This window comes from Paenibacillus sp. 19GGS1-52 (genome assembly GCF_022369515.1).
Taxonomy (GTDB): Bacteria; Bacillota; Bacilli; order Paenibacillales; family Paenibacillaceae; genus Paenibacillus_AQ.
Genome location: NZ_CP059724.1, coordinates 5,134,861 through 5,148,013, shown reverse-complemented (window position 1 = coordinate 5,148,013; position 13,153 = coordinate 5,134,861). Strand labels below are relative to the sequence as shown.

The following is a 13,153-nucleotide window of genomic DNA, read 5'->3' as shown; positions in this document are numbered from 1 at the left end:
TCTTTGCCAAACGTTTATGATTAAAGTTACAATAGAAGCAGGAAAAACAACTTAGAATCCGCACACACACAAAGGAGGGCACAACTGTGGCTATGGACCGGACACGTGTCGCCGTGGAAATATACGGAACTTCCTATAATCTTGTAGGAAGCAGTACTGAATATATGAAACAAGTGGCCCGTCATGTTGACGAGCATATGCGTACGATTTCCAAAGCTCATTCCAGACTGGATACACCGCGTATTGCGGTGCTTACTGCAGTACATATGGCCGAGCAGGCCATTCAGGTTCAAGATATTAAGAATGAGCTTAACATGCTGACAGGAGAACGCAGCGAGCAACGCGTAGAAATATCGCGTCTACTGGAAGTTCAGGAGGAGCGTCAGGAGGAATACGAGCGCTTCAAAGCTGCAGCCAAAGAAGAAGCAGCGCGGCTGATCGCTGTTGTTGATGAAGAACGCGCCCGGAATCTGGAAACCCGTGAGCAGGAACTGAAGATACATGCCCAGCAGCTTCAGGAAGCTGCACAAGTCGCTGAAGCTACTAGAGAGCAACTGCAGGCAGAACTGCTTGCACGCGAGCAGGAGCTGACAGTACTGCGGACAAGTTATACAGAAGAGCAGGAAGCTGCTAGACAGCAGCTGAAGGCAGCGTTGCTGGAGCGAGAGCAGGAGTTAGCAGCACTGCAGGCAAGCAATGAAGAGGAGCGGGTTACTGACCGGGAGACTCATCGTCAGGAACTGGCGAACGCCGAAGCTGTTCATCTTCAGCAGTTGGAAGAGCTGAAGGCAGCGCATCTGCAGGAGCTGGAGAGTATTCGCGAGTCACTGACCAAGGAGCTGGTAGAGACCCGGACTTTATTGAGTCAGGAGCTTACAGACACCAAGTTGACGCTTGGCAAAGAGCTGAGTGAAGAACGGGAAGCGCTGCAGCGAGAGCTGGCCAAGACTAAAGAGCTGCGGCAATCGCAGGGTACGCAGGAGCATAGACATAAACAGAATGTACAAGAACTGGAGAAGCAGTTAAGTGAGCTACGCGGAGGAACTGGACAGCTTCAAGCAAGACTGCGTGCCGCCGAAGCGGGCCTTAAAGGTGAACGAGATGCCCGGCTGACGCTGCTGACCCAATATGAATTGGTCAGCAAACGCGAGGAACAACTTGTGGAAGAACTCCGTTCTTCCACGGAACTGGGAGCTTTGTTGAGCGATGAGCTGGAAGGCCTGCGCCAACGCTACGATCTGTCACAAGATGAAGCAGCTCTGCTGCGGAAGTCGCTGCAGGAAACCAGCGACAGTCTACACCTCGTACAAGCGGAACTTGCCCGGTCAACGGCTGAGGTTTCTACTTGGCAAGAGCTTGCGGATAAACGCATGGAGGATATCAGCGAGCTGGAGATGAAACTGCTGGAGGCAGAAGAGAAATTATTGCAGCTTCAGGACGAGATACAAGCTCTTCATGGTCAAGCAGATGGCTTAGTGCAGAAGCTGGACCATGAAGGTAGACTTCGTACAGAAGCAGAGAACGAGAGTAAAATACTGCGTGAGCAGGGTAAGCAAGCTCAGAATGATCTATCTGCATTACGTACCCGTTATGAAGAGCTAATCTCCCAGTATGATGAGGTTCTGCAGGACGGGGAACGACTTCAGGAAAGATATCGTTTGCTTGAGGAAGAAGGCGAGCAAGCAGCCTTGCGCCTGGAAGAACTCTCTGAAGCTAGCCGCGAAGCTGCAGCCACAGCTGCGGAACAGCAGGATGTGTTAAAGGAAGCTAGAACCTACGGAACTTCCTGGAAGCATAAGTATGAGGAACTAGTCCAGTTGCAGCAGCAGTGGACGGACACTGAAGCGCAGCTGCGCGAGGAAATTGATATTTGGCAGCGGGAAGCCAGTGAGGTTGAAACGCAGCGGGAGTCTATGGATCGTGAACGGAGCGATGTTCTGGATCAACTGGGCGAAGTTGGGGAGAATTACGAAGTAGTTCAGGGGCAATTACGTTTGCTGCAGGCACAGTTCGAGATCTCCCAGAGCGAACTGGATAAGCTGACTGACGAGCACCGTAAACTGCAAGCGGAATATGCCAAGCTGCAAACTGAATATAATGAATGGATTCAACTGATCGAACAGGATAGTTGAATGTCGGATGATTGAACGAAAGCTGGCCCAAGTAGGAAATCCTACTTGGGCCAGCTTTTTAAAAATAGTATACTCTTACACAATTTCACAAGCTCCCGCTACTCGACGATCACATTGGCAACCATCCCGCTATGACCGGAGCCGCACATTACAGCGCAGGTCATTTTGAATGTACCTGCTTCTTCAGGTATGATTACTTCTGAGGCATGCTCACTGTTTAATTGGAGATTGAGTTCGGGCACAAGTATGCCATGATTGCCACTTTCGTTCTCAAAAATGATTTTGACAGGAACCCCTTTTTTTAAGTGGTACTCCTTCTGGTCAAAACTGTAATTCGTTGCTTTAATTGTGATTTCTTCTTTTGGAGCAATGCCAGTGTTGGACACTCCGCCCTTGCTGCTTACAGCCGTATTATTATCGTTCCCACTGCTACAAGCGGCCAGCAAGAGAACCAATACAATAGACAATAGATGTGCTGCCCTCTTGATCATTCGTTATCCTCCTCAAAAAAAGTATGGAAAAAACAGTTTTACCAATGCTGTAGATAGTATAACTTAAGTTTAAAGAGAACGCTTTAATCTTAAGTTATTATTAGCAAAAAGGAGCTTATCTCCGAACTTTGTCGAAAAATGCAAATAAATGATGCAAAAACAATTTAAATTATTTATAATGAAAGCTATTATATAACCGCTTAGAAGTAGGGGATTCACATTAATGTAGATAACGATCAGTTAAATATAGAAATATGGCATCGGAGAATATTGAACTGGTATTGGATTGTTGTGATTTTCTTACTGGCTGCCCAAATATTTTATGTGTTGGGTGTTGATAGTCTTGCCGTAAAGACAATGGTGGATCTTAAGCAAGGGCATTTATTTGTAACTTCCAATATATTAATACTAATCTGCATGGTAGCAGCCGAAACCTGGTTGCGTCTAAACAAAAATTACCACAAACAGGCAGTCGTTAGTTGCGGATTTATAGTTTCTTATCTTTTTTATTTTGTCATAGAGCCGTTTGTGGATGGTGCGCAGATGACATTGATGATGTCAATTATGGTAGCGCTTGTATATTTTGACCGTAAACTGCTGTATAGCTTGGGGATATTCAGCATGATTTTTTATGCCGCCGTTTATTTTGGAATGGAACGTATATTTCTGCACAAGCCATTGCTTGAGTTTTTAATGGTAGAAGGCGTATTCATTGTATTTGTCGTAATGGCACAGGGTGTAATTATCCGCGCTCACGATGCACGTGATTCTTTGGAGCAATTAGCCAAATCGGAGCAAGGGCTCATGGTGGAACGGGCGATTTCGGATAAGTTGTTGAAGATAGATGCACTCACGGGTCTATATAACCATAAAACTTTTCATGAATATCTCGATTCTTTATTGGAGCAATGTGAAAGTAATGGACTCCGGTTGCAGCTGGCTCTTTTTGATATTGATAATTTCAAATGTGTCAATGATATGTATGGACATTGGGTAGGTGACCTAGTTCTGAAGGAAGTTGCCGCCAAGCTGGGTGGAATGATTGGTTTGAACGATTTTGCTGCTAGGTATGGCGGGGAAGAATTCGCTGTTATTTTCACGGATCAAAGCTTCCAGGAAGCTTATGACACTGTGGAGGAGATGCGGACGAACATTGCGGGAATGGAACATTCCTATGCGGGCGGCAAACCGATTACGGTTAGTATCGGTTTGTGCAATTACCAGTTGGGAGACGGTAAGGAGCTGTTGTTCCGTAAGACGGACCATGCGCTGTATGCTGCCAAAAGAAGCGGGAAGAATGCTGTAGTCACCGCTGAAGTGACAACGGGAGATGACCATTTTTTGTCCTATGCCTAAAAAAATAGACGAACCCCTCTGTACCGGCAGAACCGGAAACAGGGGGGTTCGCTTGCGTAACAATGCACCGCTGAAATAATTATTTTGCGGCTTCAAATGGAGTGGATACAGGCAGGAACAAGTCGATGATCCCAATGACCAACGCGGCCAGAAGTGCGCCGAGTATGGATACACTAACACCACTCACTACAAATTGCGCGATCCAGATGACCAGAGCACTGACCAGAAATCCGACGATACCGCGCCCGAAGGGTGTTGTTTTTTTGCCAAAGATACCTTCGACAACCCAGCCAAGCAGAGCAATAACCAGCGCGAGGATAAGCGCACTCCAGAAACCGCCAATCGTAAACTGCGGGACGATCCAGCCAACAACTAACAGTACAATCGCCGCTACTATAAAACGGACTACATGACCTAAAAATCTCACTGAACTAACCTCCTTTGGCCATCGCATAAGGATATGTGCAGTTGTTATTGTGACCCGGAATTGTTTTTTTTATAATATTACTAAGAAAAAATTATAGGGACTGTTTCCTGATATTTCAAATTGTTTTTGTTGTGCGCTGATGCAATACCCAAATAGCGAAAATGATCCGCATTCTGTATAATAGAAAGATCTATGAAGGGAGCTGTGACTGTAATTGGACGACAAAATTTTGCATACGCTTGAATATCGCAAGATTTTAAATAAATTAACGCAATATACACAAACCCCGATGGGAAAGCTAACCTCTGAGCAGTTAAAGCCTTCCGGTGATTTTGAAGGGGTGAAGTTGTTGCTGCAAGCGACGGACGAGGCGGCTAACGTTGATCGTCTGAAGGGCATCCCTTCTTTTAGCGGTATTAGCGATATTAAACCGGCACTGAAGCGTGCATCTATAGGAGGAATGCTGGGAACGACTGAACTGCTCGCCGTGGGCAATACGATTGGTGGCGCGCGCAGAGTCAAACGTTTCTTAGCTGCAATGCATGAGGAAGAGAAAATTATATCCTTATTTGCCCAAAGTGAGCTGTTATCGGAGCAGAAACATGTTGAGGATGATATCCGCTCCTGCATTGACGAGAACGCAGATGTGCTTGATACGGCTAGCACGGAGCTGGCCTCGATCCGCCGGGAGCTGCGGGTGGGAGAGACAAGAATCCGCGAGAAGCTGGATTCCATGATTCGTTCTTCTTCAGTCGCCAAAATGCTGCAGGATCAGTTGGTGACGATACGTGGGGATCGGTTCGTCATTCCGGTTAAAGCGGAATACCGTGCCCACTTTGGCGGTATCGTACATGATCAGTCTGGGTCAGGAGCAACCTTGTTCATTGAGCCGGAATCCATTGTGGCGATGAACAATAAGCTGCGTGAGACACGACTGCGTGAAGAGCGTGAAATCGAGATTATTCTTTACAGATTAACAGCGCTAGTTGGCGATATTGCCGAAGAGATGAGCTATGATGTAGACATTCTGGGCGAGCTTGATTTCATCTTCGCCAAAGCGCGTCTTGCCCGTGATATGAAGGCGACCCAGCCGCGAATGAATGACAGGGGATACCTCAAGCTTCGTAAAGGACGTCATCCGCTGATCGCTGCGGACCATGTAGTTCCACTGGACGTGGAGATAGGGAACCAATATAGTTCGATTATTGTGACTGGACCCAATACCGGTGGTAAGACGGTTACCCTGAAGACGATCGGTCTCTTGAGTCTTATGTCCATGTCCGGCTTGTTCATTCCGGCGGAGGAAGGCAGCCAAATGTGTGTGTTTGATGCCATTTATGCCGATATTGGGGATGAGCAAAGCATTGAACAGAGTCTTAGTACATTCTCCAGTCATATGACTAACATTGTTAATATTCTGCACAAAATGACACCGAAGAGTCTGATTCTGCTGGATGAAGTGGGTGCCGGTACAGACCCAGCAGAAGGCTCAGCGCTCGCGATTGCAATTCTGGAGCATATCCATCGTACTGAATGCCGGATGGTGGCAACCACGCATTACAGTGAACTTAAAGCCTATGCTTACGAACGCAAAGGTGTCATCAATGCCAGTATGGAATTTGATGTACAGAGTCTTAGTCCAACCTATCGTCTGCTGGTCGGTATTCCGGGACGAAGCAATGCCTTTGCTATTGCGGAGCGACTTGGTGTGCCAAGTCCAATTCTCGATCATGCGCGAGGTGAAGTGAAGGAAGAAGATATGCGTGTGGAGCATATGATTGCTTCGCTGGAAGAGAATCGTCTCGCAGCCGAGAAGGAGCACGAAAGGGCAGAGAGCATTCGCCGTGAGGTCGAGGAACTGCGGGAACGGCATCAGGTTGAACTTGCCAAGCTGGAAAGTCAACGTGATAAACGGCTGGAGAAGGCGGAGAATGACGCCAGCGCAATTCTCGCCAAAGCCCGTAAGGAAGCTGAAGAAATCATCACTGATCTGCGACTTCTGGCAATGGAGGAAGGGGCGTCTGTCAAGGAGCATAAGCTGATTGAGGCGCGCCGCCGTCTCGATGATGCAGAGCCAGCGCCGCGCAAGAAGGCAGTCTCCCGTACTGCTGTCAAGCCTCCACGGCAGATTCAGGCTGGAGATGAAGTGAAGATGAGCAGTCTGAACCAAAAGGGTCATGTGGTGGAACTGAGCGGCTCTAAGGAAGCATTCGTGCAGTTTGGTGTAATGAAGATGAAGGTGCGTCTTGACGAGCTGGAGCTACTGTCTGCTCAGAAGGGCGGAACTCCCGCACTCCGCCAGGCAACCATAGTGAAACGGACACGTGATGAGAATATCCGCAGTGAGCTGGATTTGCGTGGGTCTAATCTGGAGGAAGCGATTATGGAGACAGATCGCTTTATCGATGAGGCCTTTCTGGGCAATCTAGGCCAGATTTCGATTATTCACGGCAAGGGGACCGGAGTTCTTCGAACAGGTATTCAAGAATATTTGCGTAAACATAGATATGTCAAAAGCTACCGGCTTGGGAACTATAATGAAGGCGGTGCAGGCGTGACCGTGGCAGAACTGCAATAGCGGCTGGAACGGCGGAAAGAAGGGGGAAGAATGCAAGAAAGTGTTGATCTTTTGCTGGGTCATCCGCTAGGTGCGCTGCTTGGTTATTTCACAGTAGCCATTTTGGGACTGGTGGTGTTCCTGTCCTTTTTTGAAATGGTGACCAAATATAACTGTTGGGAAGAAATCCGAAAAGGCAATGTCGCAGTAGCGATGGCAACCGGCGGCAAAATATTCGGCATCTGTAACATCCTGCGATTCAGCATTCAAGCGGAAGTGTCGATTTACGAGACGATGAAATGGTCGGTTGTCGGCTTTTTGCTGCTGTTGCTGGCGTATTTCCTCTTTGAGTTTCTGACGCCCGTGTTCTCGATTGATGATGAAATCGCCGCTGATAACCGTGCAGTTGGACTGATAGCAATGATTATTTCGGTTTCATTGTCTTATGTTATTGGTGCTTCTATTTTCTAAATACGCTTCTAAGCAAAAGCTTCGCTTGGGCGAGCGTGTTCTAGGAGGGAATTATGAAGATTTTGACCCGGGTACTGTTTGTGTCTGCTATCGCTTTTATAGCGGCCGGTATAATTTACTTAATAATTAATTAAATTTAAAGAGATGCTAGAAGGAGATCATATATATGGAAACGACTGTTTGCCCTTGGTGTCATACGGAGATTGTATGGGATGAAGAATTTGGACCTGAGGAAACTTGTCCTCACTGCAACAATGAACTCAGCGGTTACCGTACGGTCAGCCTGGGTAGAGATGATCTGGAAGATGACCTCGAAGATGACCTTGAGGATGATCTGGAAGTGGAAGAAGATACGCAACAACAGGCTAACAATGCTGAGGATTTATGGGGACCGACAGATGCGGACAGCTCAGTGCCTATTATCAACACATTGGAGCAATTCCGCGACGATTATGATTTGCGGGGATATGAAAAGAGTACTTCGAACATTTTGGCTACACAGGATGAGGCTCCTGAATGCCCGCAGTGCCATGAACTGATGCTCCTTACCGGCACACAGGTAGTGACAAGCTTTCAACCGGCAGTACCGTCTACACTCGGGGTACCTATGCTAACGCCTCCCTTCTCTTTGAATCTCTATGTATGTCCTGCGTGTTTCCACGCACAGCATAGCTTGGCTCATGTGGACCGTATCCAGCTCATACGTAATCTTACGATCCAACATAAATAAGTTTTGCTGATGTTTTTCCCGCTTCTGGACATGTTAAAGAAGATCATGTTCAGAAGGTAGGGAGGTATACCATGAAGGTCTCATCGCGAAATCAGGCGGTATTGCTGCTGGCAGTCAATGGATTGTTTCTGCTGGCAGGTGCGCTGTCTGGTACTTTTTTGAACGTATATCTATGGAAAAGCCGTCCGGATTTTCGGATGATCGCCTGGTTTACAGTGGCTCAGCAACTGGCGGTAGGACTCAGCTTTTGGCTCGCTGGGAAGTGGGTAAAAGAACACAACAAGATGAATGCCCTGCGGCTTGGTATCGCCGTTTCGGGCCTTTTTTATCTACTGGTATTGGGACTAGGCACTACATCTGTATATTATTTATGGCCGTTGGGGTTGGTGCTGGGGATCGCCACTGGCTTGTTCTGGTTGGCCTATAATATTGTCTATTTCGAAATTACGGATGCCGGGAACCGAGATTTCTTTACGGGCTGGATGGGATTGCTGGGCTCCTTAACGGGTATGACGGCTCCTTGGCTAGCAGGCTGGTTGATCTCTTCCATGCGTAGAGAACGCGGCTATCACCTAATATTTATCCTGTCCCTCTCCATATACGGCGCAGCAGCAGTCTTGAGTTTTTTTCTTAAAAAGCGCAAGAACGAAGGTGTGTATGATTGGATGAGGCCATGGAAAGAGCTGCACCGGGTGGGGAGTCACTGGCGACTGGCTGCGGCCAGCCTGCTTTTTCAAGGCTTAAGGGAGGGAGTGTTCTCATTCCTAATCGGACTGCTGGTGTACATAGCTGCTAAGGAAGAGAGTAAGCTGGGGCAATTTGCTCTGATCACTTCAGCGGTGTCTTTAGTTAGTTACTGGGCGGCAGGCAAATGGTTTAAGCCCAAATTCCGTTCGGCGGGCATGTTCTGCGGTAGTATTTTGCTTATTGCGGTAATTACACCGCTCCTCTGGAAGGTCAGCTATGGGACTTTACTGGTGATGGGAATTGGTACGGCTCTATTTATCCCCCTCTACATGCTGCCGATGATATCGACCAGCTTTGACCTGATGGGTGAGAGTACAGAAAGTGCCGAGAACAGGGTGGAGCTTGTTGTGCTGCGTGAGTTAAGTTTGATGAGCGGCAGACTGCTCGGAATGCTTGTGTTCATCAGCGTGTTGTCGATAAGCGGAACTCCGCGCATTATTACGCTGCTAATGCTAATTCTTGGAGCAGCACCGCTCGGAAGCTGGTGGATGCTGCGGCGTCTGCTACCCAGTAGACAGCGGGGAGATTCTACATAACTTATAAAGTATGAACATGGGAGAGGCCTTTAGTGTTCAAAAAAAAAACGGATTTACGGCTTGCGGACTACCGTTACATTTATGGTGTGTTTAGTTATTACGCTAGTATTGCTGGTGTTATATATCATTTTCAGCAACCTGATTATTCCACAGAAAAGACAGGCTCTGGAAGACAAGGCGATTACCATTGCCCGTACAATTGCTCTAATGCCGCTGGTAGCTGAGGGCTTGAATGAAGGCAAAAGCAAGGATATTCAAGCCTATACTGCCAAGATCACCCGCCGCAACGATATTTTATTTGTTGTTGTGACGGATATGAATGGCATACGTTACTCGCATCCGAATCCCTCATTGGTCGGCCTACCCTTTGAGGGTGGTGGGCTGGATCGGTCGCTGCGTGGAGAGGAAAGCATCTCTGAAGGCGAAGGGCACCTCGGTAAATCTCTTCGGGCATTTGTTCCTGTATATAACGGCCGGGGTCAACAGGTTGGTGTAGTTGTCGTCGGTTTATCTCTGGAGAGAGTTAGAGGGATTGTCCGCCAGAATGAATGGATCATTATTGTGATACTGCTATCAGGTGCTGTGCTGGGGGCGGCAGGAGCCATCATTCTGGCCAGGGAAATCAAGAAAATGATCTTCTGGATGGAGCCTTCAGAAATATCTAAGCTGCTGGAGGAGCGCAGCGCCATGCTGCAATCCATCCGCGAAGGAATCATAGCCGTTGATGATGAGGCCCGGATTACGCTTATTAATGTGGAGGCGGAGCGGCTGCTTAAGGGAGCGGGTCTTACCGGAGCAGTGCTGGGACAGCATATCGGCGACTATTGGCCGGCACTGCGGCTGGAAGCTGTGTTAAAATCTGGGGAAGTGAAGCCTGATAAAGAAATTGATCTGAATGGTACAACGCTGCTGGCTAACAGCTTGCCTATCTGGGTGAATGGTACGATTGCCGGGGCGATTGTTACCTTTCGGGACAAGACGGAAATCACCCAACTCGCGCAACAGTTATCCGGAGTCTCTCTGTATGCAGATGCACTTCGGGCGGGTGCTCATGAATTTATGAATAAGCTGCATGTTATTATAGGAATGATCCATATGGGCTTATATGACGAGCTGCAGCAGTATGTGTCGGGTACGGTCATTAACTATCAGAACGAGATCGGTTCGATCACGAGGCAGATCAAGGACCCGGTTATGGCTGGATTTCTGCTGGGGAAGTTAAGCAGAACTCGGGAGGCCGGTATTAATCTGATTCTGGCAGAGGATTGTTATCTACCGGAGTCGGCGGGACCTCATATTACCCATGAATTAATTACGATTGTTGGCAATCTGCTGGATAATGCTATGGATGCGCTGAATGGAACGGAGAATAAAGAAATTCACCTTGCTTTTCGTTACCGGCAGAGCCGATTGATCTGCACGGTGCAAGATAATGGTCCGGGTATTCCGGAATCTGTTCGGGACATGATGTTTACCCAAGGATTCTCTACTAAAGGAGAGAATCGGGGGATGGGACTGTATCTCGTCAAGCGGAGTGTAGATAAACTGAACGGCCGTCTTCTACTGCTACCCGAGGGTGAGCAGGGGACAACATTTATTGCAGATGTCCTCTACATAGTAAAGGGTGATGAGTTAGAATGACGATTAAAGTGCTTATCGTGGAAGATGATCCAATGGTAGCCAAGATTAACAGGCACTATCTGGAGTTGATCGAGGGCTTTCAATGTGTGGGCTGGGCAACATCAGGTGATGAAGCCAAAAAACTGCTTGCTGAGCAAAAGGTTGATCTGATTCTGCTTGACATCTATATGTCGCAGACTAACGGTCTGCAGCTGTTGACCCATCTTCGCGGACAGGGAAGTACAGTTGATGTCATCGTAATTTCAGCGGCCAGTGATAATATCAGTATCCGCCAAGCACTGCAACACGGTGCTGTCGATTATCTGATTAAACCTTTCGAGTTCACCCGTTTTCAGGCGGCACTTACAGGATATCAAAAAAATCATCAATTGATGAAGCGTGGTGAGCATCTCAGTCAAGAACAGTTGGATAAGCTGATCCACCGCCAGGCAACTTCAAAACAGCGCAATGCAGAGTTGCCCAAGGGGTTAACCGATGCAACTCTCAGCAGCATTTGGAATATTATCAATGAATTGAATCAGAGTACATTTTCAACTGAGGATATCACGTCCCATGCTGCCATTTCTCGTATCTCGGTACGTAAATATTTAGCTTTTCTGGAAGAGCTCGGCGTATTGTCTATGGAGAGCAGTTATGGCTCAATAGGCCGACCTGTATATATGTATTCGGTAACGTCTGAAGGCCATGAGATCTTAGCTCAATTTCTATAAATTTAATAAGGGATGTCCTAGCCATGTTGGCTTTGGGGCATCCCTTATTGTTATTTATTATTAATGGCCGGATGGTGAAGGTTTAGTGGCCCTCGTTAGCGAGAATAGTTCAAGCTCCGGCCGAGTTTTACCGGCAATCGTGTCTGTTAACAGCTCGGCAGCGATCATGCTATAGACGGTGCCGTTGCCGCCGTAGCCTTCAATGAAATAACAATGCGGAAATTTGGGGTGTGGTCCGATATAGGGCAGGCCATCTCGTGTGGAGCCGAATACGGCACCCCACGCATACTCGACTTCCACTCCCTTAATTTCTGGGAACAGTGCCTCAAGCTCCTCCAGCAGCCGTTGGCTCTGGGAAAGCACCCGTACCTCACGGTGCTCGGGATCGGTCAGTTGCTCATCCTTCCCTCCTGCTATAATGCGGCCATCCGGAGTGGTCCGGAAATACAAGTAGGGCCGGGCTGTTTCCCAGATCAGGCTGCGTTCATGCCATTTGGGAAATTCTTGTAGTGGTCGGGTCATGATGGCATAGGTATTAATCAGCTCGGCACCCCGATCTTTTTTCATCTCCTGTGTTTCGTAGCCCATCGCAAATATAACATTCTTCGCAAAAATCCTCCCGTTCGGTGTATGGCAAATAACCCCGTCAGCTGTGAACTCGTACTTCCGCGCTTCTGTCTGCTCATATACGCGAACGCCGCCCGCAGCGGCCTTGGCAATCAGGCTGTGCACGGTACGGAAGGGGTTGGTCTCCGCATCCATATGCGAGTAGAGCGCCGCCGGTTTGGAAAAGGAATAGACGGAATTAATTTGGTCTCTTTCCCAGAATTCCGAGTCAAATCCATGGGCGATTAGATTCTCATATTCCTGCCGAAGTGCAGGGACATCCTCTGGAACGCTGGCATATAGCAGACTGTCGCGAGGAATAATATGAGGATCGATGTCCAACTGGCTTGGCAGTTCCAGAATAGAACGGACACCAGCCTGGCACAGCTTGTAGAACAGAAGACCCTGCTCTTCGCCAAAGGTATGCATACAGGAGGTTAAACTCTTATCGTTGGAAATTTGCAGCAGACCGGTGTTGGCACAGGAGCTTCCGCTTCCTACCAACCTTTTGTCAATCAGGACTGCATTCGCGCCGCTTAAAGATAGGCGGTAAGAAGCCATAGCTCCGCCCATGCCGGCCCCTATAACCAGACAATCGCAGTGAATATCTTCTAGTAGTGCCGGATAAACCGGAGGTGTCGGTAAAGTGCTCCTCCATGGCAGTTTCCCGCTGTTCAAGTTCATACTCTACTCTCTCCTTTATATCATTCCGGTATAGTATTATTAGCAGAACTCAAGTATCTCATTCT

Annotated in this window: 11 protein-coding genes; 8 read left to right on the top strand and 3 right to left on the bottom strand. The window is 48.0% G+C overall.

Annotation, left to right across the window (positions count from 1 at the left end; all coding sequences use genetic code 11):
- Positions 1 to 92 precede the first annotated feature (92 nt).
- Positions 93 to 2,132 (top strand): hypothetical protein, encoded by a 2,040-nt coding sequence (locus tag H1230_RS23915; protein WP_481857185.1) that lies wholly within the window; start codon positions 93 to 95, stop codon positions 2,130 to 2,132.
- A gap of 98 nt (positions 2,133 to 2,230) precedes the next feature.
- Here the strand turns inward: H1230_RS23915 and H1230_RS23910 are convergent, their stop codons facing one another.
- Positions 2,231 to 2,623: a cupredoxin domain-containing protein gene (locus tag H1230_RS23910; protein WP_239712351.1), complete on the bottom strand. Its 393-nt coding sequence runs from the start codon at positions 2,621 to 2,623 to the stop codon at positions 2,231 to 2,233.
- Between the two features lie 270 nt (positions 2,624 to 2,893).
- On the opposite strand from H1230_RS23910, the gene H1230_RS23905 reads away from it, so the two are divergent.
- Complete coding sequence (locus tag H1230_RS23905) at positions 2,894 to 3,979, top strand: GGDEF domain-containing protein (protein ID WP_239712350.1); 1,086 nt, start codon at positions 2,894 to 2,896, stop codon at positions 3,977 to 3,979.
- A 79-nt stretch (positions 3,980 to 4,058) separates the two neighbouring features.
- On the opposite strand, the gene H1230_RS23900 is transcribed toward H1230_RS23905, so the two are convergent.
- Entirely contained in the window at positions 4,059 to 4,406 is a 348-nt protein-coding gene (locus H1230_RS23900; RefSeq protein ID WP_239712349.1) for a phage holin family protein, read from the bottom strand.
- Between the two features lie 214 nt (positions 4,407 to 4,620).
- Between H1230_RS23900 and H1230_RS23895 the strand changes: the two genes are divergently transcribed.
- The 6 genes from H1230_RS23895 (at position 4,621) to dcuR (ending at position 11,798) form a co-directional block, all read left to right on the top strand.
- Positions 4,621 to 6,984, top strand: a complete 2,364-nt coding sequence (locus tag H1230_RS23895; protein ID WP_239712348.1) for an endonuclease MutS2 — start codon at positions 4,621 to 4,623, stop codon at positions 6,982 to 6,984.
- 30 nt (positions 6,985 to 7,014) lie between these two features.
- Positions 7,015 to 7,434, top strand: coding sequence for a DUF350 domain-containing protein (locus tag H1230_RS23890; protein WP_239712347.1), 420 nt, complete (start codon positions 7,015 to 7,017; stop codon positions 7,432 to 7,434).
- 166 nt (positions 7,435 to 7,600) lie between these two features.
- Complete coding sequence (locus H1230_RS23885) at positions 7,601 to 8,164, top strand: hypothetical protein (protein WP_239712346.1); 564 nt, start codon at positions 7,601 to 7,603, stop codon at positions 8,162 to 8,164.
- 71 nt (positions 8,165 to 8,235) lie between these two features.
- Positions 8,236 to 9,447: an MFS transporter gene (locus H1230_RS23880; RefSeq protein WP_239712345.1), complete on the top strand. Its 1,212-nt coding sequence runs from the start codon at positions 8,236 to 8,238 to the stop codon at positions 9,445 to 9,447.
- Between the two features lie 51 nt (positions 9,448 to 9,498).
- Positions 9,499 to 11,088, top strand: coding sequence for a DcuS/MalK family sensor histidine kinase (gene dcuS, locus H1230_RS23875; RefSeq protein ID WP_275591264.1), 1,590 nt, complete (start codon positions 9,499 to 9,501; stop codon positions 11,086 to 11,088).
- On the top strand, positions 11,085 to 11,798 hold the full coding sequence (gene dcuR, locus H1230_RS23870; protein WP_239712343.1) for a two-component system response regulator DcuR: 714 nt from the start codon (positions 11,085 to 11,087) through the stop codon (positions 11,796 to 11,798). Before dcuS ends, dcuR begins: the two co-directional genes overlap by 4 nt.
- A 60-nt stretch (positions 11,799 to 11,858) precedes the next feature.
- On the opposite strand, the gene H1230_RS23865 is transcribed toward dcuR, so the two are convergent.
- On the bottom strand, positions 11,859 to 13,088 hold the full coding sequence (locus tag H1230_RS23865; protein WP_239712342.1) for an NAD(P)/FAD-dependent oxidoreductase: 1,230 nt from the start codon (positions 13,086 to 13,088) through the stop codon (positions 11,859 to 11,861).
- Positions 13,089 to 13,153: the final 65 nt, after the last annotated feature.

Coding starts and splice junctions, on each gene's coding strand:
- H1230_RS23890 (WP_239712347.1), top strand. CDS start 7,015: ATGCAAGAAAGTGTTGATCTTTTGCTGGGTCATCCGCTAGGTGCGCTG.
- H1230_RS23910 (WP_239712351.1), bottom strand. CDS start 2,623: ATGATCAAGAGGGCAGCACATCTATTGTCTATTGTATTGGTTCTCTTG.
- H1230_RS23885 (WP_239712346.1), top strand. CDS start 7,601: ATGGAAACGACTGTTTGCCCTTGGTGTCATACGGAGATTGTATGGGAT.
- H1230_RS23880 (WP_239712345.1), top strand. CDS start 8,236: ATGAAGGTCTCATCGCGAAATCAGGCGGTATTGCTGCTGGCAGTCAAT.
- H1230_RS23865 (WP_239712342.1), bottom strand. CDS start 13,088: ATGAACTTGAACAGCGGGAAACTGCCATGGAGGAGCACTTTACCGACA.
- dcuR (WP_239712343.1), top strand. CDS start 11,085: ATGACGATTAAAGTGCTTATCGTGGAAGATGATCCAATGGTAGCCAAG.
- H1230_RS23915 (WP_481857185.1), top strand. CDS start 93: ATGGACCGGACACGTGTCGCCGTGGAAATATACGGAACTTCCTATAAT.